This is a genomic window from Acinetobacter sp. NIPH 2100 (assembly GCF_000369805.1).
GTDB lineage: Bacteria > Pseudomonadota > Gammaproteobacteria > Pseudomonadales > Moraxellaceae > Acinetobacter.
This window is the reverse complement of record NZ_KB850224.1, coordinates 1,775,063-1,800,344: the sequence shown is the minus strand read 5'-3', so window position 1 is coordinate 1,800,344 and position 25,282 is coordinate 1,775,063. Positions and strand designations below refer to the sequence as shown.

Annotated in this window: 22 protein-coding genes and 1 pseudogene; 6 read left to right on the top strand and 17 right to left on the bottom strand. The window is 41.0% G+C overall.

Features of this window, described 5'->3' with window-relative positions; all coding sequences use genetic code 11:
* Window positions 1-43: 43 nt before the first annotated feature.
* The 14 genes from F887_RS09660 to paaA all read right to left on the bottom strand — a co-directional run bounded on the left by F887_RS09660 (window position 44) and on the right by paaA (window position 14,017).
* Window positions 44-925, bottom strand: coding sequence for a transporter (locus tag F887_RS09660; protein WP_005293810.1), 882 nt, complete (start codon window positions 923-925; stop codon window positions 44-46).
* Window positions 926-1,191: 266 nt separating this feature from the next.
* The gene (locus F887_RS09665; RefSeq protein WP_005293809.1) at window positions 1,192-2,982 is read right to left on the bottom strand and encodes a sigma-54-dependent Fis family transcriptional regulator; all 1,791 of its coding nucleotides are present in this window, start codon (window positions 2,980-2,982) and stop codon (window positions 1,192-1,194) included.
* Window positions 2,983-3,103: 121 nt separating this feature from the next.
* On the bottom strand, window positions 3,104-3,709 hold the full coding sequence (locus F887_RS09670; RefSeq protein WP_032863123.1) for a carbonic anhydrase: 606 nt from the start codon (window positions 3,707-3,709) through the stop codon (window positions 3,104-3,106).
* Window positions 3,696-4,655 (bottom strand): phenylacetic acid degradation operon negative regulatory protein PaaX, encoded by a 960-nt coding sequence (gene paaX, locus F887_RS09675; RefSeq protein ID WP_005293804.1) that lies wholly within the window; start codon window positions 4,653-4,655, stop codon window positions 3,696-3,698. The genes F887_RS09670 and paaX overlap by 14 nt, the downstream gene beginning before the upstream one ends.
* A 59-nt stretch (window positions 4,656-4,714) precedes the next feature.
* Window positions 4,715-5,992, bottom strand: coding sequence for a phenylacetate--CoA ligase PaaK (gene paaK, locus F887_RS09680; protein ID WP_416201960.1), 1,278 nt, complete (start codon window positions 5,990-5,992; stop codon window positions 4,715-4,717).
* Window positions 5,993-6,046: 54 nt separating this feature from the next.
* Entirely contained in the window at window positions 6,047-7,258 is a 1,212-nt protein-coding gene (gene pcaF / locus F887_RS09685; RefSeq protein ID WP_005293798.1) for a 3-oxoadipyl-CoA thiolase, read from the bottom strand.
* 12 nt (window positions 7,259-7,270) lie between these two features.
* Window positions 7,271-8,809: a 3-hydroxyacyl-CoA dehydrogenase gene (locus F887_RS09690; protein WP_005293797.1), complete on the bottom strand. Its 1,539-nt coding sequence runs from the start codon at window positions 8,807-8,809 to the stop codon at window positions 7,271-7,273.
* A 2-nt stretch (window positions 8,810-8,811) separates the two neighbouring features.
* Complete coding sequence (gene paaG, locus F887_RS09695) at window positions 8,812-9,603, bottom strand: 2-(1,2-epoxy-1,2-dihydrophenyl)acetyl-CoA isomerase PaaG (protein ID WP_005293795.1); 792 nt, start codon at window positions 9,601-9,603, stop codon at window positions 8,812-8,814.
* Complete coding sequence (locus F887_RS09700; RefSeq protein ID WP_005293794.1) at window positions 9,603-10,376, bottom strand: enoyl-CoA hydratase-related protein; 774 nt, start codon at window positions 10,374-10,376, stop codon at window positions 9,603-9,605. The genes paaG and F887_RS09700 overlap by 1 nt, the downstream gene beginning before the upstream one ends.
* A gap of 8 nt (window positions 10,377-10,384) precedes the next feature.
* Entirely contained in the window at window positions 10,385-11,446 is a 1,062-nt protein-coding gene (locus F887_RS09705; protein WP_005293792.1) for a 2Fe-2S iron-sulfur cluster-binding protein, read from the bottom strand.
* A 23-nt stretch (window positions 11,447-11,469) separates the two neighbouring features.
* Window positions 11,470-11,970 (bottom strand): 1,2-phenylacetyl-CoA epoxidase subunit PaaD, encoded by a 501-nt coding sequence (paaD, locus tag F887_RS09710; RefSeq protein ID WP_005293790.1) that lies wholly within the window; start codon window positions 11,968-11,970, stop codon window positions 11,470-11,472.
* 16 nt (window positions 11,971-11,986) lie between these two features.
* Window positions 11,987-12,742 (bottom strand): 1,2-phenylacetyl-CoA epoxidase subunit PaaC, encoded by a 756-nt coding sequence (gene paaC, locus F887_RS09715; RefSeq protein WP_005293788.1) that lies wholly within the window; start codon window positions 12,740-12,742, stop codon window positions 11,987-11,989.
* A gap of 12 nt (window positions 12,743-12,754) precedes the next feature.
* Window positions 12,755-13,045, bottom strand: coding sequence for a 1,2-phenylacetyl-CoA epoxidase subunit PaaB (paaB, locus tag F887_RS09720; protein WP_005188892.1), 291 nt, complete (start codon window positions 13,043-13,045; stop codon window positions 12,755-12,757).
* A gap of 33 nt (window positions 13,046-13,078) precedes the next feature.
* Window positions 13,079-14,017 carry a 1,2-phenylacetyl-CoA epoxidase subunit PaaA gene (paaA, locus tag F887_RS09725; RefSeq protein ID WP_005293786.1) on the bottom strand — a complete coding sequence of 313 codons (939 nt, stop codon included), beginning with the start codon at window positions 14,015-14,017 and terminating at the stop codon, window positions 13,079-13,081.
* A gap of 265 nt (window positions 14,018-14,282) precedes the next feature.
* On the opposite strand from paaA, the gene paaZ reads away from it, so the two are divergent.
* The 6 genes and pseudogenes from paaZ to F887_RS09750 all read left to right on the top strand — a co-directional run bounded on the left by paaZ (window position 14,283) and on the right by F887_RS09750 (window position 21,636).
* Window positions 14,283-16,385 (top strand): phenylacetic acid degradation bifunctional protein PaaZ, encoded by a 2,103-nt coding sequence (gene paaZ, locus F887_RS09730; RefSeq protein WP_005293784.1) that lies wholly within the window; start codon window positions 14,283-14,285, stop codon window positions 16,383-16,385.
* Between the two features lie 87 nt (window positions 16,386-16,472).
* Window positions 16,473-16,763: a DUF1330 domain-containing protein gene (locus tag F887_RS09735; protein ID WP_005293782.1), complete on the top strand. Its 291-nt coding sequence runs from the start codon at window positions 16,473-16,475 to the stop codon at window positions 16,761-16,763.
* Between the two features lie 477 nt (window positions 16,764-17,240).
* A complete protein-coding gene (locus tag F887_RS09740; RefSeq protein ID WP_228129838.1) occupies window positions 17,241-18,587 on the top strand; it encodes a spinster family MFS transporter in 1,347 nt (448 codons plus the stop codon).
* 106 nt (window positions 18,588-18,693) lie between these two features.
* A pseudogene (locus F887_RS18790) lies at window positions 18,694-18,845 on the top strand (outer membrane porin, OprD family); the annotation flags it as partial.
* Window positions 18,846-19,121: 276 nt separating this feature from the next.
* A complete protein-coding gene (locus F887_RS09745) occupies window positions 19,122-20,408 on the top strand; it encodes an acyl-CoA dehydrogenase family protein (RefSeq protein ID WP_171067462.1) in 1,287 nt (428 codons plus the stop codon).
* A gap of 28 nt (window positions 20,409-20,436) precedes the next feature.
* Entirely contained in the window at window positions 20,437-21,636 is a 1,200-nt protein-coding gene (locus F887_RS09750; RefSeq protein ID WP_005293778.1) for an acyl-CoA dehydrogenase family protein, read from the top strand.
* Between the two features lie 81 nt (window positions 21,637-21,717).
* On the opposite strand, the gene dsbG is transcribed toward F887_RS09750, so the two are convergent.
* Genes dsbG through dsbD form a run of 3 tightly spaced genes read right to left on the bottom strand, consistent with a single transcriptional unit; the run spans window position 21,718 to window position 25,255 of the window.
* Complete coding sequence (gene dsbG / locus F887_RS09755) at window positions 21,718-22,464, bottom strand: thiol:disulfide interchange protein DsbG (RefSeq protein WP_005293775.1); 747 nt, start codon at window positions 22,462-22,464, stop codon at window positions 21,718-21,720.
* Window positions 22,461-23,309, bottom strand: coding sequence for a TlpA disulfide reductase family protein (locus F887_RS09760; RefSeq protein WP_005293773.1), 849 nt, complete (start codon window positions 23,307-23,309; stop codon window positions 22,461-22,463). Before F887_RS09760 ends, dsbG begins: the two co-directional genes overlap by 4 nt.
* Window positions 23,306-25,255 (bottom strand): protein-disulfide reductase DsbD, encoded by a 1,950-nt coding sequence (dsbD, locus tag F887_RS09765; protein WP_005293771.1) that lies wholly within the window; start codon window positions 25,253-25,255, stop codon window positions 23,306-23,308. The genes F887_RS09760 and dsbD overlap by 4 nt, the downstream gene beginning before the upstream one ends.
* Between the last annotated feature and the right edge of the window lie 27 nt (window positions 25,256-25,282).

Genomic DNA, 25,282 nt, shown 5'->3' with positions numbered 1-25,282 from the left:
ACCGCCTAAAATCACACCTGCAATTTTTTGCCAATATTTCTAATTAAAAAATGTAGAAAAGTCTTATATTTAACCCTAAATCTTTTTTAAACCCACTTTCTACTTGTGTATCAGAAATGACTTGAGCACTAATCTGCGTTTTCGGGTTAATCATCTGCTGATATTCCAAACGCAGCTGTTGCTTTTTCATATCTTGATGAAGATCAATACCATCTAAAGATTGATTTCCCCCATAATTTGCAGCATAACCAAATGCTACTCTTTGCAGTTGATTGAAGTCATAGCGCAGATTGACCTGAGTTTGATAACTCGTATCTTGTTCCAGTGTCTGGTTACCATTACCCGCTTCGTCGTTGTCGCCATACCAGATTGCATCCTGATAGAACTCAAATGCGAGCTTGTTATAGATAGGCTGTACCCAAGCCATTTGTAGATCAAATTTAAACCGGTTTTCTCCCAGATTAACAGCTTCATGTTTATTATATTGACCAATTGGTAAATATATAAATGGTGTTAATGCAAGATAACGCCCAGATAAACCTTTTTCTGGCTGATTGATCAACCAGAATGCTGAAGCAATAATTGGGTCAGCAAAACCAGATGCATCATTTAAAGCATGACCAGCAATATGGGTATTTCTAACAGATCCGAATGGAATGATAATTTGTGGTGTTGCACGCATACCAGCGATATCGGTGTAATGAATAAATCGTGCTATTCCAATATCTGATCTAGACTTCGCTTCAGTCTTGTTTCCATTTTGATAATATCCATCCATTTCACCGTGTTGGTAATAAAAAACCCCAACATTACTGCCCTTAGGCAAAGCGGTATAATCTCCAACATTGACATCAACTGCATAAGCATGATGAATTAAAAAACCGTTTAATAATAAAATGACTGTATTTCTTCTCATGTAATTCATAAAGTGTTCCTTATCTTTTCATTGTCCTTTTAAGCCATTTCAACAATTCAAAATTGCTTGGTCTGGCCGTCCTATGCTGGTTAGTGAAATATGCAAATCTACAAACTAGCTACAACAGAATTGCAGCAAACATGCCAAAAAAATAAATCAATAAAATCATGTGATTGAGATTTTTAGCCGGAAAAATATGTCCATAATCTGGACATAGAAAAAGCGGCTGTCCAGATTATGGACAACCGCTTTTTTTGACGAACAGAATAAAAAAATTAACTATCCAGATATTTATACACTGTAGTTCTTGATATTTTTAAGCGTTTAGCAGTTTTGGCAATATTGCCTTTTTCTTCATTCAAAACCTGCATAATTAACTGTTTAGTGAGGATATTTAGATCAGTTTTGGTAGAAAACGTGCTTCGTTCACTCTCCTGAGATGCAAGTACATCCAAATCTGGTAACGGTAGCTTATCCAAGATTTCATTTTCGTTGAATGCTGCTGCAAGCTTTACGATGTGCATCAATTCACGAATATTGCCTGGCCATGTATACGTATTAAATTGTTGTTCAACTTGAGATGACCAATTAAATATCCCAAACTGATGAAGTATCGAATGAAATATGCTGTGTCGATCAGCCCTAGAACGTAACGGTTCCAGATGAACTTCAAAACCTCGAATACGGTAATACAGATCACTACGAAACGCCTGTTGTTCTATCTTTCCAGTTAAATCTTGGTGAGTTGCACACAACAATTTAAACGCAGAACGAATTGGTCTACGTCCACCAACCCGATAAAATTGTTGATCTTGTAACACTCTGAGTATTTTGACTTGTAAATGTAAAGGGAGATCGCCAATTTCATCCAAGAATAAAATTCCTTGATCAGCCAATTCAATCAGTCCTTTTTCACCCTGCTTTTTAGCTCCAGTAAAAGCCCCACCTTCATAACCAAATAATTCTGCTTCCATTAAATGTTCTGGAATTGCACCACAGTTAATTGAAATAAAGGGTAAATTAGCATCTAATTTTTTATGTAATTGCTGAGCAAAATGATCTTTTCCAGTTCCAGTCTCGCCTGTAATGAGAACAGGTATCTCGGCTTGCAAGGCTCTCAACGCTTGATCTAATATTGTATGAACCTTTGGGATGTTATCACGCGTTGGAATAACAAAAGTTTTTAACTTGGCATAAAAAAATGCATGATCGATACTTTGAATCAGGAAAAAATCTTTTGCATGATTTGAAGATAGATGACTACAGCTCAAAAAATCAGCAATATTCTTATAGCGCAAAGATTCAATAGAACAATTCAGTAATTTCAGCGCCATTTGATTGGCTTTTATAATTTGGTCCTGCTCATCTAAAACAATTAACCCCGTATAGGCATTATCAAGTAAATCCTGAGAGTGCTGAAAATGTAATAAGCGATGATTTGGTTGAAGTGTAGAGAATATGGTTTTATTTTCTAATATATAACTTTGATATAACAAATGTCTGAGCCAGTTACTTGCCAATAGTCCTTGTCTTGATGTGATATCAAATGCCCCAAGTACATCCCCCATCCCATTAAATACAGGAACGGAAGCACAGGAAAAACCAGAGAATTCATTCAAATAATGCTGATGACCCGTCATGATCATTGGTTGTTTCGACATTACACTACAGGTCGGCGCAATTGCTCCAAAAACGGTCGGATCAATAACACGCCCTGTTTGTAAAAAATGATATTGATGATCTAAATTTGGGTTGTGCTTCTCTGCAATAATCTTGGAATTTGAATTGATGAGAAATACGCTTACATCCTGCTGACCAAACAAACGCCAAATGTCACTTAACACGGGTTCTGCAAGTCGCGCTAACCATTCATCTTCGAATGACAAACTTTCTAAAGGGAACTCTTTTAAGGCCGTTAATTTGAAATCAGGGCTCAAACCCGCTTGCCGAGATTGTTCCCATGCTTGCACAATTGGAGTATGTTCTTCCAAAATGTGGGGAAACTCTCCAGTATTATAAAAATGATGCTTGATATTTTCCCAAGAAAATTTAGATAAACCATCCATGAGCATATCCAAAATAAAAGAGTCATTCACCATAATACATGGGTTGCTTTAGAGATGAAATAACGACACGATAATGTAATCGATAAGCGAAATTTGTTGTGGAAATTGCTAGATACGGATCTTATGATACGCTTGATGGTTTAATCTGATGATCTGCCTGAAAGTCCTGATAGGTCTTCCGTTCAGCAGATTCTTCTGCTAATGGTGTAACTTCTATCATTGTGCTTAAACAACGCTGTGCCAACTGCACATATTCTTGCGTACCTTTTATTTTCCAGTGCCGTTCTTGCTCTGAAAGCTCTCTGGCAACTTTGGCTGGGCTGCCTAAAGCCAGAACATTGGCAGGAATTTTATCTTTGGTTTTCACCAAGCTATTGGCACCAATAATGGTATTTTCACCAATTTCAGCATAATCCAGTATGACACTGTTCATACCAATCAAGACATTTTTACCGATACGACAACCATGCAACGTCGCAGCATGACCAATATGTCCCATTTCCTCAACCAGCGTGACACTTTGTGGAAAACCGTGAATGATGCAGCTGTCCTGTACATTGGCATTTTCTTTGATATGAATACGGCCAAAATCAGCACGCAGTGACGCAAATGGCCCAATATAAACCCCTGCTTCAATAATCACATCGCCAATTAAAACGGCAGTAGGATGAACAAATGCACTAGGATGAACAACGGGAATCACACCATCAATACTATAACAAGGCATCATTCATTCTCTCAGTGTTTTGATTCAGGCCGCCAAAGCGACGCCAAAAATGTGCGGTTGCATTTGGCATAGGCCCTTCGGATGTGGCAGCAACTGACAGGAAATAGTCATCCGCAGCCTCAAAGACTTTCTTATAAATATTCATGGATAAAGTACGGGCATTGATTGCAGGCCAATCTGCTGACAACAATTCTAATGGCAAAGCAGGATCTTTAAGCAAGATCCGACGATAATAATGAATCAGTAAAGTACGAATCTGAAAGGCTTGAACTGGTTCGATGCTCTCATCGTCCTGCATCAGAATTGCTCCGATTTCGCGAAACATATCCAAAAATTGTAAATAACGTTGGCGCAACTCATCAATCGGCCAGTTAGTCTCTAACATACGGCTAATGGTTTCAGTTGAGTTATTAAATAGCTGCAAGGTCTCTGCCTTAAACACAACCACTTGTTCACTCATATTCAGATCAACCAGCAACTTTTGCAATTGCAGCCGATTAGAACCTGGATAAGCCATCAAATTGGTAGAAATATTGGCAAAGCCGAGCCATTCCAGTTCTTTTCTCAAAGATGCTTTATTGTCAGTATCCAAACTCGACATCAGAATAAGATCCCAAGAATGATCCCATTCTTTCATCTGATCATTATAAATCCGTTGTTCTGCCTGCAAATATTTTGCTCGACTGGCATCGGTAATACGATAAAAACTGGTTCTGCCGATCTTGTCTGAATCTAACCAATCATTTTTAACCAGCCGAAAAACCGAAGTCCGTACAGCACGATCATTAAATTCAAACAGCTCCAGCAACTGAATCAAGCTGGCAAGGCTGATATTGCCACCACGATGCAGCACCGAATCACCAAAAATGGTTGAAATGAGCGATGTCCCACTTAAGGTCTCATTCTGAATAATCGAATCAATAATTTGCTGTAGCTTTGCACTCATACTTTTATCTTGGCGTTTAGATTCAGGATATAGATTCTATACCCTGAATGATCATAATGTTAAGCAATCTGACGCATATCGATAACGCGTTTTGCTTTCCCTTCAGAGCGTGGCAAGGTTAATTCATTCACCACTTCTACCGTCACTGAAATACCAATCATGGTTTTAATTCGCTGCATCAACTGCTGAGCCAGTTGCTGCGCCTGCTTATCACAGTTATGGCACATTTCGGTACGGATATGCAAAGTATCCATGTGTCCTTTTTTTGCCACCAGAATTTCATAATTCGGCACCAAACTTGGCACTTGAAGAATTTGTTCTTCAATCTGAGTTGGAAATACATTCACACCACGAATGATCAGCATATCATCACTACGCCCGACGATCTTATCCATACGGCGCATGGCAAGATTCTGGCCCGCCAGTAATCGGGTTAAATCACGGGTACGATAACGAATAATTGGTAGACCTTCTTTGCTAATGGTGGTGAAAACCAATTCGCCCAACTCCCCATCCTGACATACTTCACCTGTTTCTGGGTTAATGATTTCAGGATAGAAGTGATCCTCCCAAATGGTGAGACCATCGCCTTCGTTCAGACATTGCATGGCAACCCCTGGGCCCATAATTTCAGATAGACCATAAATATCGAGTGCCTTGATATTAAGACGTTCTTCGATCTCACGGCGTAACTCTTTTGACCACGGTTCTGCACCAAAAATACCAACCTTTAACGAAGTATTACGCGCACTACCCAACTGCTGTTCGAGTTTTTCAATAATGCTGACACAATACGATGGCGTGACCATGATTGCTGTTGGTTTAAAGTCCTGAATCAGTTGCACCTGTTTCTCTGTCTGACCACCTGACATCGGAATCACAGTTGCGCCTAAGCGTTCAGCACCATAATGTGCACCCAAACCACCTGTGAATAAGCCATAACCATAAGCCACCTGAATCATATCTTTGGCACTCAAACCCGCCATACGCAGGCAACGCGCCACGATGTCCGACCAAGTATGAATATCTTTTTGGGTATAACCGACCACGGTTGGTTTGCCTGTGGTGCCTGACGAGGCATGTAAACGAACAATCTGTTCTTGTGGCACTGCAAACATGCCAAACGGATAGTTATCGCGTAAATCCTGTTTGGTGGTAAATGGAAACTTGGCGAGATCATCCAGTGTCACGAAATCATCTGGATGCACACCTGCATCATCAAATTTTTTCTTGTACACCGGGCTATTGGCATACACATACGTCAAAGTTTCTTTTAACCGTTTGGTTTGAAGTGCTCGCAATTCCGCTAGCGTCATTTTTTCTACATTTTCTATCATCTGGCTATCCACTGCCGTATCTCCTATGTCGTTATTTCACAAGAACCGTCTAAATTAATTTAAATTTTCTATAATCAGGGCCACACCTTGGCCTACACCCACACACATGGTGCACAGTGCATATTGACCACCACGTCTTTTTAATTCTCTGGTGGCAGTAATGACTAAGCGCGTTCCGCTCATACCAAGAGGATGACCCAGTGCAATCGCACCGCCATTTGGGTTTACACGCGTATCATCATCCTTGAGCCCTAACTCACGCATACACGCCAGCGACTGGGCTGCAAAAGCTTCGTTCAGCTCAATCACATCCATTTGATCTAAACTGAGTCCCGTCTGTTTTAACAGTTTTTGCACCGCAGGGACTGGGCCAATGCCCATATATTTCGGTTCAACCCCTGCACTGGCAATCGCCACCACACGTGCCAATGGTTTTAAACCATGTATATCAGCAAATTGGCGGTTCGTAAGTAAAACACATGCTGAGCCATCATTCACACCTGATGCATTCCCTGCCGTGACTGAACCACCCTCTTTACGGAATGGGGCTTTCAATTTCGCCAAGCTATCCAGACTGGTATCCGCACGAGGATGCTCATCTTGGACAAAAGTTGTGATGTTCTTTTTACGATCCACAAGTTCAACTGGCAAAATTTCTTCATCAAAGAAACCAGCTTGTTGTGCTGCAGCCACTTTTTGTTGGCTGCGAATCGCAAATGCATCCTGATCCTGTCGGCTGATTTGATATTTTTCAGCTACATGTTCAGCCGTTTCTGGCATGCTATCTGTACCATATTGTGTTTTCATGTTTTTATTGATGAAGCGCCAGCCAATGGTGGTATCAAAAATCTCAGGACTACGTCCAAAAGCTTCGGTTGGCTTTGCCTGCACAAACGGCGCGCGACTCATCGACTCGACACCACCCGCCAGTACAAATTGTGATTCGCCACATTTAATCGAACGTGCCGCCAAGCCCACTGCATCCAACCCCGAAGCACAGAGTCGATTCACCGTCATGGCAGGAACTGCTTCTGGTAATCCTGCCAACAAAGTTGCCATACGTGCCACATTACGGTTATCTTCGCCCGCTTGATTGGCACAGCCCAAAAACACTTCATCTAACTCCTGCCAAGGCAGATGCGCATATTTTTCTTTTAAATGTTTGATTGGCAATGCAGCAAGATCATCGGTACGTACCGAGCTGAGTGACCCTGCATAGCGTCCAATCGGGGTACGAATAAAATCACAAATTAAAACGTCTTCCATGATCGCTCCTGCTTATGCAAATGCTGCTAAATCTTGTGAATCGTTGGCAGTCACGTTTTGCTGCTGTGCCACGTATTGCTTGAGATATAAACTTGCACGATATTTTTCTTCGCCATAAATGGCATATAAGTTATTGAGGGTTTGCAACACATACTGCGCACCCAATTGCATCATCCATTGATACGGTCCCTTAGGATAATTGACGCCATATCTCATGGCATTATCAATATCTTCCATACTAGCAATACCGTGCAGGCTAGCCTCACTAGCTTCATTGATCAGTAACACAAGAGTACGTAAAGTTAATAATGCAGGATGGTCTGTAATCCAAATCACATGCATCTGATATTGAGCAAAAAATGCCTCAACTTTTGCCAGATCATCGGCTTCACACAACGGGTTGTGGCTCAGCACTACGGCTTGCGCCTTTGAAAAATCATGATGCCAATCCATCAATACCGTTTTACGGCTTAGATAGTTCAGGTTGGCAGATTCACCCTGACTTAACCGTAGATCAATATCATCCATCTGAATGATATTTTCTTCATTTTCAGTCCCAGAATTCAGCGCTAGACGTGTGAGTAGCATTGGTAGCTGAAACCATGCGCCTTTGACCTGAACATCTGACTGAAAGGCTTTAGCTGTAATGGCTTGAGGCTGAAAAGTCGAATACTGATTTTTTGCATCGTAGTGATAGAAACCTTGCTTCGACTTTCGTCCCCATGCACCTGCATCGACCAGTTCCTTTTGTACCAAACTCGGACGATAGCGCGGCTCATAAAAGAACGCGTCATAGACACTTTGGGTCACAGAAAAATTCACATCCTGCCCAATCAAATCCGTCAACTCACACGGCCCCATCGCAAAACCACCACACTGCTTTAAGGCATAGTCCAGTTGGTCATACGTTGTGACCTGTTCTTGTAAGGCACGAAATGCTTCTGCGTAAAATGGACGGGCAATACGGTTCACGATAAAACCAGGTGTTGACTTAGTCAGAACCGGAATTTTTTTCCACGCCAACATCAAGGCTTTTAACGCCTGACATAGGCTAACTGGCGTTTTTAAACCTTGAACAATCTCGACCAGTTTCATCACTGGCGCAGGATTGAAAAAATGCAGGCCCACGACACGTTCAGGTTGTGGAATCCCAGCCGCAATCGCAGTGACGGAAATTGAAGACGTATTGGTGGCAAAAATAGTATGTTCACTACAGATAGCTGCAAGCTGTTGAAATAAAGACTGCTTCACTTGCAGTTTTTCTACCACAGCTTCAATGACCAATTCAGCATTCGCTAAATCTTCTATACCATCAGCAATGCTTAAACGTGAACATGCCTGCTGGGCTTGTTCTTCCGTTATCTTGCCTTTTTCAACCAGTTTGGCAAAAGTCTGATGCAATCCATCCACCGCCTGCTTGGTCTTTTCATGATCAAGATCGTAGAGAACAGTTGAATGACCATTCATAATGGACAATTGGGCGATACCGATACCCATGGTTCCCGAGCCAATGACAGCAACGTGGGCATCAGATAAATCCAGATGAGTCATGTTTAAAGCCCCTGAAATTTTGGCTCACGCTTACTCATAAAGGCTTGTACGCCTTCACGATAATCTTCTGAACGACCCGCGATACGCTGAAAATCTCGTTCCAAGTGCATTTGCTCATCAAAACTATGATTAGGGGATTGATGGATGGCTTTTTTAATCAATGACAAGCCAAAGGTTGGCTGTTTCGCGAGACGTTCAGCCAACTCAGTCACTTTTGTTTTTAATTCCTCATCTTCAGCAACATCCCAGATCATGCCCCATTCTTTGGCGGTTTCAGCAGGCAATTTATCTCCGAGCAAGGTCAATCCCATGGCACGTGCGTGACCAACTGCGCGTGGCAGGAACCATGTTCCACCCGAATCAGGCACCAGCCCTAAACGGCAGAAAGCTTGTACGAAGTTGGCAGATTTAGCTGCAATCACCAGATCACATGCTAAGGCGATATTTGCACCTGCGCCTGCAGCCACGCCATTCACCGCACAGATGACAGGTTTTGGCATATTCACAATAGTTCTAATTAGCGGGTTATAGTAAGTTTCAATCGAATACCCTAAATCTGGTGCAGCGGCATTCGGATCAACCACACGATCACCTAAGTCTTGTCCTGCACAGAAGCCACGGCCTTCTCCACTGATTACGATACAGCGAACGTCCTGTTTTTTAGCCCAAAGATTCAAAACCTCGGCTACTTCATGGTGCATGTCCACATTAAAGCTATTAAGTGCTTGGGGACGATTAAACGTTAAATAACCCACGCCATTTTTTTCTTCAACGATAATATTTTTATAGTCCATCACTCACCTCTAAAGATTGGTTTTCTTTTTTCAAAAAATGCATTAATGCCTTCATTCCGATCCTTGGTTGCTGCCAACCAGACAAAGTTTTGTCGTTCGGATTTCAGTCCCTGACTTAATGTGATTTCGTGAATACTTTTAATCGATTGCTTGATCACCCGAATTGCCAAAGGTGCTTGCTTGGCAATTTTGCTTGCCAGTTGAATGGCATATTCCACCGTGAGTGCGGTTGGTACCACTTCGCTACAGATACCATGCTGCTGTGCTTTCTTGGCGGAGATCATTTCCCCTGTCATCGCCCAGCGCATGGCCAGTTGTTGGCCCACTAGACGTGCTAAACGCTGTGTTCCACCTGCACCAGGTAACATACCCAAACCAATTTCTGGCAATGCAAATTTGGCATTTTCACCACACAACACGATATCTGTGTGTAAAACCAGTTCAAATCCAGCGCCCAAGGCATAACCATTCACAGCTGCAACAATCGGTTTACTGAACGAATCGATCTTCTGCCAGAGCTTGGGACGGATATCGAGCTGTAAAGCAACCGCATTCATTTCTGCCAATTCACTCAGGTCTGCACCAGCTGCGAAACAATACGAATTACCTGTTAGAACCACGGCTTTGATTCGGCTATTGTGTTCTGCCTCTTCAAGTAATTCACATAAATATTGCAAAGTTGCATTATTTAAAGCATTGCGTTTTTCCGCACGATTGAGGGTTAATAGCATCACACCATCAACTGTTATCTCAGCTTTAATCAGCTCTTGCATGACAACCTCTACTCATCGAAGCTCAAACGTACATTTGCACCTTTCGGTAAAGTCTGACAGCTCAGCACATAGCCCTTTTCGACTTCATCGTCTTCAAGGCTATAGTTCAGGAACATATCTACTTCGCCTGAAAGCACCTTACAACGGCAGGTCGCACAGACACCACCTTTGCACGCATAAGGTAAATCTGCACCTGCCCGTAATGCTGCATCTAGAATGCTTTCATCATCTTGAGACACAGACACAATCAGTTCACGCCCATCAAGTACAATATTGACTTGTTCTTCCTTACGGTTTACATCAGCATCAACAACACGTTTACGGACATGACCCGTATTAAAGCGTTCGGTGTGAATCTTATCTTTCGTTAAACCATAGATAGGTAAAAGGCTTTCGACTGTATCCATCATTTCATCTGGACCACAGGCAAAAACATGATCAAAGTTGCTTTCTAAGACGTCATGATCAAATAGTTGCTTGAGTTTGGTTTCATCAATTCGACCATTCAGCAACTCGCTGTCGTTGAACTCACGCGAAAAAATATTGATGAGCTGAAAGCGTTCCTTAAATTGATCTTTCAAATCCATAATTTGCTCAGCAAACATGGTTTGTTTCCACGAGCGATTGCCATAAAGCAAAGTAAAGTTTGATGTCGCTTGCTCAAACAAAACTTGCTTAATAATCGACAGAATCGGGGTAATACCACTGCCAGCAGCCACACCGAGAAATGATTGGCCGCCAGATCGAGCTGCTTTTTGGAAAAAAACACCCTGTGGAGGCATGACATCAAGGACATCACCGACTTTTAGATAGTCATTGGCCCAGTTGGAAAATTGCCCCTGATCCATTTTTTTAACTGCGATACTGATATCTTCTTTCGGCGCATAGCTACAAATTGAGTAACAACGACGAATCTCACCCGCCTCAGTTAAACGGCGAATGGTTAAATGCTGACCAGGTTGAAATTTAAATTGTTCTTGTTGCTCTGCGATGAGATCAAATGAAATACAAATCGCTTGATCGGTCTGAGAGGTGATGCTTTTTACTTTTAAGGGAATAAATTGGCTCATGGCTGATTTCCTTATCCAAGACTTTAAATACATTTAAAATAATCAAAGGGTTCAAGACAGTCTCGACATTTGTATAGGGCCTTACACGCGGTCGAACCAAACTCTGTGAGCAATCTGGTATTGCGGCTTTTACACTGCGGACATATCACGCCATCTTTTAAATGAACGTGTGTTCCACACTGATGAGCTAAACCCTCAGGTGGCGCAATGCCATAGTCTTGTAACTTTTTTTTGCCTATTTCAGACATCCAGTCTGTTGTCCAAGCTTCAGATAAATCAACAATGACCTTTGCTGGAATGAGATCTTCTGCTGCTAAAGCCTCAACAATCTGTGCTTTCAATAAATCAGTTGCAGGACAGCCACTATAAGTTGGGGTCAATCGAACAATAATTTCTTGCTGATCATTGAGTTCCACACCACGAATCATGCCCAAATCCACGACAGATAACGCAGGAATCTCAGGATCATTGACCGTTTGTAAAACGTCCCAGCACTGATCGATACAATGACGAATCATTTGCATGGCTCAACTCCTTGTCTTACCAAGTCATTTCAGGATAAGTTCGTTGAATGGATTGCATTTCAGCCAATAAATACCCTAAATGTTCCGTATGTAATCCCTGCTTTGCGCCACGGCGATAAGCACCATTTGCAGGAATTCTGAGTTCAAATCGTTTTAATTCTTCAACAATTGTTTTATCCCATTGCGACTTTTCATTGGCGAAGTTGCTGATTAAGCCCTGCTCAACCAGTACCTGTTCTTCAACAGTCAACTCAAACAACTCTGCCGTAAAACGCCATAAGCTATCTAATGCCGTCTGTACACGTTGATGTGCCTCAGTTGTACTTAAACTCAGACGCTCCATCCAACTGGTCGAAAAACGAATGTGATATTTCACTTCCTTCAATGATTTAACTGCCAATGCCGCAACCTCAGCTATTTGGCTGCTGCTCAATGCGGTCATTAATAACAAGTGATAATGATCCATTAACCATTGACGTACGATGGTTTGTGCAAAATCACCATTGGGTTGTTCGCATAACAATAAATTGAGAAATTCACGCTCTGAACGAAAATACGCCAATTGATCTTCATCACGCTGTTCCGCTTCGTATTGCCCAGCTAAAGTCAGAAAATTTCGGGATTGACCGAGTAAATCTAAACCGATATTTGCCAATGCAATATCAACTTCCAGCTCTGGTGCATGACCACACCATTCCGCTAAACGTTGCGCCAAAACCAACTGGCTATCGCCAATATGTAATAAGAACTTAGATAAAATAGGATTATTCATTTCCATACTCCCTTACATATGCTCGATGCCATCAGGAATATGATAGAACGTAGGATGACGGTAAACTTTATCCAACGCAGGTTCAAAAAACTCAGCTTTTTCATCAGGCTGTGATGATTTAATTAATTCAGAACGAACCACCCAGATGCTGATGCCTTCATTACGACGTGTATAAACATCACGTGCATGTTGTAATGCGATTTCATCATCGGATGCTCTTAAACTACCCACGTGACGATGACTTAGACCTTGTTTACTACGGATGAATACTTCATAAAGTGACCAGTTATTTTTATCTTCCATTTTGATTTCCTCAATTTTGTCCATAAATTTTGTTTAAGCGACTTGAGTGACTGCTTGCTGCTGTTTTTTCGCATAGACAACAGCTGCATCTCGAACCCACTTACCGTTTTCCCAAGCTTTGCGACGTGCTTCTATACGTTCATGGTTACATGGCCCTCGACCGGCAATAACTTCATTGAACTCATCCCAATTAATTTCACCATGGATATATCGACCCGTTTCTTCATCCCACTTCAAATCAGGATCAGGCACTTCTAAACCAAGCTGTAAAATTTGAGGAACCGTGTTGTCGACAAACTTTTGACGTAAGTCATCATTACTAAATCGTTTAACTTTCCAAGCCATACTTTGTGCGCTATTTGGAGAATGTTCATCACTTGGTCCAAACATCATCAGTGCCGGCCACCAAAAGCGGTTTACAGCATCTTGAGCCATTTGTTTTTGTTCAGGCGTTCCAGCAGCCAGTACCATCATGGCTTCAAAGCCTTGACGCTGATGAAAGCTTTCTTCTTTACAGATACGGACCATTGCACGTGCATATGGGCCATAAGAGGTACGGCACAAGGCCACTTGATTCACAATCGCAGCGCCATCGACCAACCAGCCGATTGCAGCAACATCGGCCCATGTCACTGTTGGATAATTGAAAATTGATGAATATTTCATTTTTCCATCAATCAGTTTTTCCATCATGTCATCACGGTCAGCACCTAAGGTTTCTGCTGCACTGTAAAGATAAAGTCCGTGCCCTGCTTCATCTTGAACTTTTGCCAATAGAACCGCTTTACGCTTTAACGTCGGTGCACGGGTAATCCAGTTGCCTTCAGGAAGCATACCAACGATTTCAGAATGACCATGCTGCCCAATTTGGCGAATCAAAGTTTTACGATACGCCTCAGGCATTTCATCTTTGGCTTCTATCGTGATGTCATTGGCAATATTGTGCTCAAATTTCTGATACTTATTTTCCATTTGTGTATTTCCTTTAGGTCTCACCCTTAAATCTATTTTTCGATACACAAAAAATAAAGTCAATCGATATTTTTGTATCAAATAAAAATCAACCATAAAATCCAATTTAAATAATTGTTTTATTTAAATAAAATAAAATTAATAAAAATTTAATTTATCGAAAAAAACAAAATAAAGTTGACTTTTGACTGAATCAAGATGAAATTATGAATCATATTTTAAAAGTTTTTATAATTGATGTATCACATAAAAATGGAGTTTGATCATGCTAGAACAAGCACAACGCGAAGACATCGCACAGGACACTGAATACCAGGGGCCAACTCAACAGCTAACACAACTATCTTCTTTTGTTTATGGAACGTGGCACTCAAGCCATGAAGATACGCGCATGGTTGTTCACGCCATTAGCAATGAACCAATTTATACGGTCAGCAGCCATGGCATAGATATGCAACAAGTGGTGCAATATGCCAAGAAAAATGGTTCTGAATTAGCAAACTGGACTTTTCATCAACGTGCCAATGCTTTAAAACAAATTGCACAGCATTTACTTGAACACAAAGAGAATTTTTACCAGCTTGCTTATGTAACGGGCGCAACCCGTAAAGATGCCTGGATTGATATTGAAGGTGGAATTCAGACCCTATTTGCCTATTCGAGCCTTGTACGTCGAGAGCTTAATGATGAAAAAATCATGACCGAAGACAGTTGGATTCAGCTCTCTAAAAATGGCACTTTTGGCGCGAAACACATTTTAAGCCCTAAAGCGGGCGTGGCAGTTCATATCAATGCATTCAACTTTCCAATTTGGGGAATGTTAGAAAAAATTGCCCCAACCTTATTAGCTGGCGTGCCTTGTATTGTTAAACCTGCAACCGATGGTGCCCAACTGACCCAAGCCGTTGTTAAAGCGATTGAAGAAACTGAAATTTTGCCTAAAGGTTCACTTCAATTAATTTGCGGACAAATTGATGATCTTTTTGACTATTTAGGTCCACAGGATTGTGTGACATTTACAGGTTCAGCATATACAGGACAAAAACTTCGCAATCATCCTCATCTGAACAAATACTCGATTCCATTCAGCATGGAAGCAGATTCGGTGAATAGTGCCATTCTAAGTCCAGAGGCGAATGAAGCGACACTAGATCTGTTTGTACGCGAAGTGTTTCGTGAAATGACCACCAAAGCTGGACAAAAATGTACTGCCATTCGCCGGGCCTTTGTTCCTCATGCTCTGCTTGAACAAGTCCAGCAAAAACTGACCGCTAAACTGGCAAAAGTCGTGGTTGGAGATCCACAAAAACCTGACACAACGATGGGTGCTTTGGCTAGCCCAAAACAAAAACAAGACGTGACAGCAAAAGTTGCTGAACTGGCAAAAGAAGCTCAAATTGTGTTTGGTGGCGATAGCGCATTCAATTTTAATGCAGATCACCCAGAAAAAGGCGCCTTCTTTCCACCGACACTTCTTGTTTGTGAGCAGCCACTAAAAGCCGTATCCGTACATACTACTGAAGCATTTGGCCCTGTATGTACCTTGATGCCATACCAGTCGATTGATGAGCTTGTCGATCTGGTTGCACGTGGCGAAGGCAGTCTGGTGGCCTCTGTAGTGAAAGACAGTGATGAAAATATTGAGCAGATTATTCAGAAAATTGCGCCTTGGCATGGTCGCGTACATATTTTGGATGAACAATCAGCCAAAGAAAGTACTGGACATGGTTCTCCACTCCCTCATCTTGTCCACGGCGGGCCTGGTCGTGCGGGCGGCGGTGAAGAGCTGGGTGGTATCCGTGCAGTTAAACACTATATGCAACGCACGGCTATTCAGGGTTCACCGAACAGCCTGACTCAAATCACCCATTCATGGACAGCGGGTTCACATATCAATGAAGACCGAGTCCACCCCTTCAAAAAATCATTTGATGAACTGGTGATTGGTGAACGCCTACTCACCGCACGCCGTACCCTGACTGAAGCAGATATTGTCAATTTTGCCTGTTTAAGTGGTGATTATTTCTATGCCCATACTGACAAAATCGCTGCGGCAGACTCGTTCTTTGGTGAGCGTGTTGCACATGGTTATTTCATTATCTCTGCAGCAGCAGGTTTATTTGTCGATGCGGCTCAAGGCCCTGTGATTGCCAATTATGGTATGGATAATTTACGTTTTGTTGAGCCAGTCAAAATTGGTGATTCAATCCGAGTTGAATTGACCTGCAAACAGAAAACACCAAAACCGCAAAAAGATCCATCTCAACCCGAACATGGTGTGGTGGTTTGGGATATCAAGGTGAAAAACCAACGTGATGAACTGGTTGCGACTTATGATATTTTAACTTTGGTTGCCCGCGCAGCTTAAAGCACGTAGATTGATGGATACCATCAGGTGTCCATCAACAACTTCAATATTTGGTGTGTTACATCTAAATTCAATTCAGGAATCCTCATGAGCGCATACATTATTCTTATTCGTAAAGAATTAAAAAACAAAGATGAAATGAAAACCTATACAACATTGGCACGACAAGCCAGCCAAGGCTTTAATGCTGAACCCATTGTATTTTATGGGCAATCCATTGCTCTGGAAAATATCGAAAGTGATGGTGTTGCAATTATCAAATTTAGCAGTATGCAGGAAGCACAAGATTGGTATCGTAGCGATGCCTATCAACAGGCCAAAAAACACCGTGATTTAGCAGGTGAATATATCGTGATTCTAACGGAAGGATTAAGCTAACCCAAAAAATTAAACATATATTTATTTAATATAAAAATTACGAATCACTTAAATCCCTTATTAAAGCAATAAGCAGGATAGCGGATTACTGCTGCACATTTTCTAAACAAAGTACTCTCCCAACACAAAGTAATGTTTTTTTACATTTTATAAAAACATGATATTTCAATAAATTTATAAAAATAAAATCAAATAATAACAAAAACAAAGATCTAAATACCCAAATAAAATAAATAGCTATTTCAATAAATATCATTCTATTTGTCTATCCAATTTAAAAAATTAAGCTTTATTTAAGATTAATCGTTGTACAAAATTCAAAAAACAAAATAAACTTAAATTGATACTAAATTATAATAAATAAAATTTATTTAGTATCATTTAACCCTAGTCATCACAGGAAGATGCAGAATGAATGATAACCACCCAGAAAGTATGCTCAGGAATGAGCAGAAAACAGCGCTGTTGCCAGAGCAAATGATCCACACATCTCCAGAACCACATTTGACCGACGAAAATTATGGCTACCAATGGTATGTCGTGGTGATCTGCATGCTGGCCTATATTCTTTCGTTTGTAGATCGTCAAATTTTATCCTTAATGATAGAACCCATTAAACATGACCTGATGCTGACCGATACGCAATTTAGTTTATTGCAAGGATTAGCTTTTTCGTTGTTCTATGCATTTATGGGCATCCCCATTGCTGCCCTTGCTGATAAAAAATCACGAATTAAGATTATTTCCATCGGGATTGCATTTTGGAGTCTAGCGACAGCAGCATGTGGTTTAAGCAAAAACTTTGCTCAGATGTTTCTTGCTAGATTAGGTGTAGGTGCTGGTGAAGCTGCATTATCCCCCGCTTTTTACTCTATCGTGACCGATTTATTCCCCAAAGAGAAGTTAGGACGTGCATTAGGTCTATATGCCATTGGTGCTTTTATTGGCTCTGGTTTAGCTTTTTTAATTGGCGGTTATGTGATCAGTCTTTTAAAAAATATTGATTCAGTCATCCTACCCGTCATTGGTCAATTAAAAACCTGGCAACTCACCTTCTTTATCGTGGGGCTTCCAGGCGTTTTGCTCGCCTTAGTTATGATTTTGACGGTAAAGGAACCTATACGAAAAGGCTTAAAAGTCGATCAAAATGGTCAGGTGATCCAAGCATCATTTAAAAACTCTATTGCCTTTATCAAAACCCATAAAAAGACCTTCTTTTGTCACTTTATTGGTTTCTCATTCTATACCATGATGCTGTATTCGCTGCTTGGATGGGCACCTGCATTTTACATGCGACACTTTGGCCTAGATGCCAGTCAAACAGGCTATATTTTAGGTAGCATTATTTTGATTGCAAACACTGCTGGAGCACTATTTTGCGGATGGCTCATCGATCATTTCTCTAAAAAAGGCTATAGCGATGCTGCTATTCGAGCAGGAATGATCGGCTGCGCAGCGCTGATTATTCCTAGCGTACTATTTACCCAAGTCGATAACATGTATCTATCATTTGCCTTAATTTTTGTGGCCATGTTTTTTTCGACCTTTCCGATTCCTGCATCCGCTGCTGCTACTCAAATGCTCACCCCCAATCAACTACGTGCACAGGTCTCAGCAAAATTTCTACTTGTTTCAAATTTGATTGCTTTAGGTGTAGGTACCACTGCTGTTGCGCTATTAACAGATAAATATTTTCAAAACACATTGATGGTGGGTAACTCCATCTCGATTGTAAATGCAGTTGCAGGTGCAGTGGGTGTAGTTCTGCTCTACAAAGGCTGCAAATATTATCGTGAAAGCATCAAACACGAACAACTCAGCTAATTCTTACAATTTTCCTTCCTTCAAGCTGTATGAAGGAAGGTACTCAATCTAAGTTTTTAAAATGAAGATGCCAAGGGATGACTGTGATTTTAAGACAGTGTATCGTGAGACTGAATCCAATATCATTCTCAACCATGCATTCCAACAGCCATATTTAAAATTCTTTACTCTGCAATATATTCAGATCGCTTATGATGTGAAATCTAGAATGATTTGAGCGATGATCGTTTATTCATCAACTCTAGTAAACACATCTAATCTAAAACTATGATCACTGTGAGTGGATGCGATATGACCTAGTGATCATGCAACGATTCAATCACATCAACGCACTGTCATTTAGGTCAATTTTAAAAATAAATATTTTTCCAACATTTTTTTTAAGTTATAAAAAACAATTAAATACAAAACAAAAACCAACTCCTTTACCCTTTATCTTTCTCCAATCAGCACGTCAAAGAAGACATAGTTTTTTTATCAGGAGCATGTCAGCATAAATTTACAACCATCCTCTAGGATAAAATCATGTCGAATATGATGAATAAGGCTCAAGGTTTTGGGCTATCTTTGATCACAAAACTTGCAGGAAGCGAAGTGCTTGATCAACTCAAATTAAGAAAATTTGTAGAGAAATCATTATATCAAGGTTCAAAAACAGGCTTTAAAGTACTTACAAAAACACAGAAAGCGTTTAAGCCGCAACCGATCGATAAACAGCGTCTCCCAAATCAAGTTAACAAAAATTTATTTGATCTAAGTTTAACTGACGAGCAGAAAATGACAGCTGATGCCATGTCAAAATTTGCTGAAGAAGTTTTATATGCATTAGCACACAATGCAGATCACAATGCTGAATTTCCAGAAGAGCTTTGGCAACATTTGGTCGATCTCGGCTTAAATTATTATGCACTACCAGAAGCATTGGGTGGTGTAGCCGCAGAACAAAACATCGTCAGTAATATCTTGATTGCTGAAAGTTTAGCAAAAGGTGATTTTAGTTTAACCGCAGGTTTACTCAGCACTTTCAGCGTGATTAATGCAATTACACGCTGGGGTTCAACCCAAGTCCAATCTATGTATTTACCTGTGTTTGCAGAAGATACCGATGTAACAGCAAGTTTTGCTTTTCAAGAAGCAACACCTGCATTTAACCCGTTTCAATTAAAGACCAAAGCGACGGAAGCTAACGGGCAATTCTATGTCACTGGTGAAAAAACCTTAGTGATTTTAGGTGATACGGCGGATGTCTTTCTTGTCAGTGCAGAATTCAATGGTCAGCCTGATATTTTCGTAGTGCAATCCAATGAAAGTATTGCCATCAAAGCAAATCCAGCAATGGGTTTAAAAGCAGCGGAAACAGCAACATTACAATTCAACCAAACACCTGCATTACGTTTGGGTGATACCGATTTTGACTATAGTGCATTTGTCGATTTAGGCAATTTGATGTGGTGTGCAATGACAATAGGCACATGTGAGGCAGTGAAAGAATACTGTATTAAATATGCCAATGAGCGTACGGCTTTCGGTGAACCAATCTCACATCGTCAAAGCGTAGCATTCATGATTGCAGATATGGCCATTGAAATTGATGCAATGCGCATGCTGGTTTTAAATGCCGCAAGTTTGGCTGAAGCAGGTCAAAGTTTCCATCGTGAAGCTTATTTAGCTCGCCTACTCTGTGCCGAAAAATCAATGAAAATAGGTAACGATGGTGTGCAAATCCTCGGTGGTCATGGTTTTACCAAAGAGCACCCTGTTGAGCGTTGGTATCGCGACCTGCGTGCAACTGCGGTCATGCACTCTGGTTTACACGCTTAATCGTCCACAAATTAAAGGAATTATCAGCATGAATTTGCAAAACCCTAAAAAATTTAAATTGATGGTCGATCAGGCACATGAAGTCGCTTTAAATGTCTTCCGTCCAATTTCTCGTAAATACGACAAAGCTGAACACGCCTATCCAAAAGAACTGGATATGTTGGCTTCATTACTGGATGGCTTTAATGAAGGTTCGGATAATGCAACAAGTTCAACTGCTTTAGGTAAGCGTGGAGCTGATACGACAGGTATCCAAAATGGTGCCAATATGTCTGCAGCTTTAGGCGTATTTGAATTATGTTATGGTGATACTGCTTTTTTGCTTGCGATGCCACGTCAAGGCTTGGGTAACTCAGCAATCGGTGCTGTTGCAAATGACGAACAATTAGAACGCTTCAAAGGCAAATGGGCAGCCATGGCAATTACTGAACCTGGTTGTGGCTCAGACTCAGCAGCAATTCGTACAACAGCAACCAAAGATGGCGATGACTATATTATTAACGGAGAGAAAATCTTCGTAACCTGTGGTGAACGCGCTGACTGTGTTGTGGTATGGGCAACACTCGATAAAAGCTTAGGCCGTGCTGCTATTAAATCCTTTGTTGTGGAAAAAGGAACGCCTGGCATGAAAGTCGAGCGTCTAGAACACAAACTGGGCATTAAAGCCTCTGATACTGCGGTGATCAGCTTTATTGACTGTCGTGTTCCAGCAGCAAACTTACTCGGCAACCCTGAAATCGATGTAAAAAAAGGGTTCGCTGGCGTGATGGAGACCTTTGACAACACTCGTCCGCTGGTAGCCGCAATGGCTGTAGGTTGTGCCAAGGCATCATTGGAACGTATTAAAGAGATTTTTAAAGATCAACTTGATGCGGACTATAAAACGCCTTATCTACAAACTTCAAATTTGGCAGCACAAATTTACCGTCTGGAAGCTGAATGGGAAGCAGCACGCTTGCTCACTCTAAAAGCCTGTTGGATGGCAGATAATAAACAACCCAACTCTAAAGAAGCTTCAATCGCCAAAGCCAAAGCTGGTCGTATTGGTAGTGAGATTACCTTGAAATGTGTCGAACTAGCCGCGAGTGTTGGCTACAGTGAAGATGAGTTACTTGAAAAATGGGCACGAGATTCGAAAATCTTGGATATTTTTGAAGGGACACAGCAAATTCAGCAATTGATTATTGCGCGTCGTGAACTCGGTAAATCATCAAGCGAACTGAAGTAATTTTTTCTTACACCATAGAATGAATTATAAACAGGACGTTTTCGAACGTCCTGTTTATATCTATAACTTCATGGATTCGATCTATTCAAAAATACCTTTTAAGTCTTTAGGCAATCCTTGAGCTGTTTCCAGTTTACCTTGACTATTTTTCCAGATTAAAGCAGGTGTGGCATAAAACCCATATTTATTCATCATTTCTTCATTACGTTCTAATTTTTCAGCGAGATGAGCTGGAATGGGCTTTAATTCTTTTAGTTTTTGTTTACCTTTAGCTGCATTAAATGCTTCAAACACTTGTTGCGGATTAGAAGCAGCCAAAAGTGTTGCTGCCTGCCCTCGACTTTCAGGTCGAATCACCCCGACCTGAATATGGCGTAATTGCACCTTACCCGCTTTCACATACGGACGTGCTTTTTCCCAAAAAGCGTGACAATAAGGACAATTGGGATCTGAGAACACATAAATAATCCGTGGTGCTTTGACACTTCCATCTTGGATCCACGCAGATTGCGCTAGACTTTTCCATACATCATCCAAAACAGATTGCTTTACATGTTTATTCAGCGCATCGACCGTTAAATTATCGCCTTTGGCATTATGTAAATCGCCAATAATATAATATTTGTTATCATTCGAAATAAACACCGTTGCTGGATTCTGTTGCATATGTCCTGCCCAACCTGTCATTTGAGCAGGCGCTTCAATTTGCTTAACAAAGGTGAATCCTTCTTTTTCCAGTTTTTGCTTAATTGTCGGAACTGCGGCAAATACCTGAGCAGTAGATAAGCTCAGTGCTAAACCTGCTAAAAATTTAAAATTTCGGTTCATTGAGATGACACCTTCTGATGCTGATTAATCTTTTGCAAATACTGCTTAAGCATTGCAGGACTGAGTTCACCCATATGCCTTTCTACAAGTTGACCTTTAGCATTGAAGAATAAGGTACTTGGCATCCCGTACATATTCATCTGTTGCGCCATGTCCCCATTGGGGTCTGTTAGTACATGTTTAAAATTAAATTCATGCCGGCTTAAATAATCTTGAATGGCATCAGCTGATTCGCCCTGATTGAGCATGACAAAATGTATATTCGGATAATCTTGTTGCGCTTGATACAGTACAGGCATTTCACGATGGCAAGGTGGGCACCAACTCGCCCATAAATTAACCACTGTAGGTTGTCCAATAAACTGGGTTAAAGCTTGCGGCTGTTGTCGTAAATCATTAAAACTGAGTACCGGATACTGTGATTGGACTTGAAAGGATTTAATAACACCCACACCAACGAATTGTATCGCCAAAAAGACCACTAGGCTGATGCTCAGCAGTGTGCGTTTTAAGTCTCTATTTTTCCAAATAAACCATAGACAGGCCGCAATAATACCGGCATAAAGATGAAAACCTTTATCTTGAATCTTAATCATATCAATTGGATGTACGAAATAGACATCGGCATGGATCATGACAAAAACCATTCGCGCCGCGAAGAATCCCACCAAAATCGCTGACCAGAGCGAATCTTTATAACGCTGCCAAACATTTTCTGACCATGCATATTGACGACTAAAATAAAGCCCAGATAGAAAAACAGCGAGCCATCCAATCAAAATGATTAACAATGTCCATGGCAAAATAAACCCACCCAAATGCAAGGCTTCTGAGGACATCATCATGATTCTTGCTCAACTAACTGTTTTATATTTTGAACCAGTTGATTTGCAGTAAATGTTCCTGTTAAACGTAAATCCCGCTGTTCCTCATGCGCTTTATTCAAAAATAAAACGGTTGGAGGACCTAAAATTTGACGCTCTTTTAAGATAGTGTCTTGCGATGCTTCATAATGAGTTAAATCCAGTTTGATCCTCACAATATTTGCAATCGCGAGCTGTACTTGTTGTGAAGGAATCACATCCCGTTTAATGGGCTGGCACGCTGCACACCAATCTGCATAGACATCGATCAATACCAGTTGATCAGCATGATCAGCTAAAGCCTGTTGCAGCTCTTGTTTATTTTTGACTACGATCCATGCATGCAAAACCTGCGCTTGTTGCTGATTAAAAGTCGATATTGCGAAATGTGCTTGCCAAATACCACTGGCTGCTACAGCACCAATTAAAATGAACATCAAAATTCGAACAGACAACTTTGCGATATGACACGAAATATTAATTAAATAACCCGCCGCTGCGATTAAAATAATCGCAAAAACAGAATAATAGATCACATTGGGCAATAATGGCCGTGCAAAATAAACTGCCATGGCCAACATGACAAAACCGAAGCTGAATTTCAGTCGTTCCATCCATAACCCAGGCTTAGGGAGATACTTCGCCCCAAAAACACTGGCAATAAAGAGCGGGATTCCGATCCCCAAACCCATAATAAATAAATAAAATCCACCTAATAAGCCCTGTTCCAGTTGTGAAACATACAGTAAAGCACCAGCAAGTGGAGCACTCATACATGGACCTACAATTAAAGCAGATACGGCGCCCATCACCCCAGCCCCAACCAAAGTCCCACCTTTTTGAGCTTGTTGAATCCGATCCAAACGCTGTAATAAAGCTTGAGGTAAAGACAATTGATAGAGACCAAATAGATTCAATGCAAAAACAATGAACATCAAAACAAACAGGCCAATAAAAATAGGATTTTGGAACCAGCGTTGAATATTAAAACCAAGCTGTGATACCACGACACCCATCATGGCATAGACCAATGCCATACTCAGCACAAAGGTCATGGCGATCAGTGCCGCCCGATGCCCTTTATTTTGCTGTACTAAAATACCGGAAAGAATCGGAATTAAAGGCAATGAACAGGGTAAAAATGCCAATAATATGCCAAAACCTAAGAAAACAATAAGATTGAGCCAAACCGTTTGACTGGATAATAAATGAAGGAAAAATTGGTCGTTATTCCAGTCTTTTTTTAGTGATTGTCCTGAAATCGATTGCGACTCAGAGGAAGAATCTGATTTAGACGCTGGATTAATCGTTTCTGCCTCTGATACGGGCTTCAATTCTTCTGAACTTGATACCGTCTCAATTTGCTGATCTTCTTCAGTTCGGTCAGCAGTTAAAGAGGTTACAGAAGCTTTACCCATTTGAGTATCAACTGCATCAATTGACCGATCTAAAGACTGATTCGATTTTGTCGGTGCTTGTGCTAAAAGTGTCAAATTCGCTTGAGGTTCTTTATGCTTTAGCTGTGGTAATAAGCCCGCATCGTCAGTCTGAATGGTTGTCCGTTGTACGGGATAACATAATCCATCTTCAGCACAGCCTTGCCATTGAACCTTATATTGCTGATTTGGCTGCACCTCAAATTGTGCGGTTACGTTGTTATAATGAACATCCGTGATACCAAAAGTTGGATCATCTTTTTCTGTTCCCTTTGGTAAATTTAGATCAATATTTTTACCATTTACACTTACTTTGAATTGATCATGATAAAGGTAATAATGAGGCACAATATCCCATTTTAACTCTGCTTTGTCTTTAGAAATGGAACTTGCTTGAAACTTAAAAGCTTGATCAGGCGGCAGAAACTCTCCAGCAGCCCATGCGGTACTACTTAACCCAAGTAACATACCCGCAAGAAATTGAAATCGCATATCAATGTGTCTAAAACTCAACTTGAA

What these genes read in the sequence shown, in the direction of transcription:
- F887_RS09660 (WP_005293810.1), bottom strand. Translation starts at nt 925, where the DNA reads ATGAATTACATGAGAAGAAATACAGTCATTTTATTATTAAACGGTTTT.
- F887_RS09665 (WP_005293809.1), bottom strand. Translation starts at nt 2,982, where the DNA reads ATGGATGGTTTATCTAAATTTTCTTGGGAAAATATCAAGCATCATTTT.
- F887_RS09670 (WP_032863123.1), bottom strand. Translation starts at nt 3,709, where the DNA reads ATGCCTTGTTATAGTATTGATGGTGTGATTCCCGTTGTTCATCCTAGT.
- paaX (WP_005293804.1), bottom strand. Translation starts at nt 4,655, where the DNA reads ATGAGTGCAAAGCTACAGCAAATTATTGATTCGATTATTCAGAATGAG.
- paaK (WP_416201960.1), bottom strand. Translation starts at nt 5,992, where the DNA reads ATGATAGAAAATGTAGAAAAAATGACGCTAGCGGAATTGCGAGCACTT.
- pcaF (WP_005293798.1), bottom strand. Translation starts at nt 7,258, where the DNA reads ATGGAAGACGTTTTAATTTGTGATTTTATTCGTACCCCGATTGGACGC.
- F887_RS09690 (WP_005293797.1), bottom strand. Translation starts at nt 8,809, where the DNA reads ATGACTCATCTGGATTTATCTGATGCCCACGTTGCTGTCATTGGCTCG.
- paaG (WP_005293795.1), bottom strand. Translation starts at nt 9,603, where the DNA reads ATGGACTATAAAAATATTATCGTTGAAGAAAAAAATGGCGTGGGTTAT.
- F887_RS09700 (WP_005293794.1), bottom strand. Translation starts at nt 10,376, where the DNA reads ATGCAAGAGCTGATTAAAGCTGAGATAACAGTTGATGGTGTGATGCTA.
- F887_RS09705 (WP_005293792.1), bottom strand. Translation starts at nt 11,446, where the DNA reads ATGAGCCAATTTATTCCCTTAAAAGTAAAAAGCATCACCTCTCAGACC.
- paaD (WP_005293790.1), bottom strand. Translation starts at nt 11,970, where the DNA reads ATGCAAATGATTCGTCATTGTATCGATCAGTGCTGGGACGTTTTACAA.
- paaC (WP_005293788.1), bottom strand. Translation starts at nt 12,742, where the DNA reads ATGAATAATCCTATTTTATCTAAGTTCTTATTACATATTGGCGATAGC.
- paaB (WP_005188892.1), bottom strand. Translation starts at nt 13,045, where the DNA reads ATGGAAGATAAAAATAACTGGTCACTTTATGAAGTATTCATCCGTAGT.
- paaA (WP_005293786.1), bottom strand. Translation starts at nt 14,017, where the DNA reads ATGGAAAATAAGTATCAGAAATTTGAGCACAATATTGCCAATGACATC.
- paaZ (WP_005293784.1), top strand. Translation starts at nt 14,283, where the DNA reads ATGCTAGAACAAGCACAACGCGAAGACATCGCACAGGACACTGAATAC.
- F887_RS09735 (WP_005293782.1), top strand. Translation starts at nt 16,473, where the DNA reads ATGAGCGCATACATTATTCTTATTCGTAAAGAATTAAAAAACAAAGAT.
- F887_RS09740 (WP_228129838.1), top strand. Translation starts at nt 17,241, where the DNA reads ATGATCCACACATCTCCAGAACCACATTTGACCGACGAAAATTATGGC.
- F887_RS09745 (WP_171067462.1), top strand. Translation starts at nt 19,122, where the DNA reads ATGATGAATAAGGCTCAAGGTTTTGGGCTATCTTTGATCACAAAACTT.
- F887_RS09750 (WP_005293778.1), top strand. Translation starts at nt 20,437, where the DNA reads ATGAATTTGCAAAACCCTAAAAAATTTAAATTGATGGTCGATCAGGCA.
- dsbG (WP_005293775.1), bottom strand. Translation starts at nt 22,464, where the DNA reads ATGAACCGAAATTTTAAATTTTTAGCAGGTTTAGCACTGAGCTTATCT.
- F887_RS09760 (WP_005293773.1), bottom strand. Translation starts at nt 23,309, where the DNA reads ATGATGATGTCCTCAGAAGCCTTGCATTTGGGTGGGTTTATTTTGCCA.
- dsbD (WP_005293771.1), bottom strand. Translation starts at nt 25,255, where the DNA reads ATGCGATTTCAATTTCTTGCGGGTATGTTACTTGGGTTAAGTAGTACC.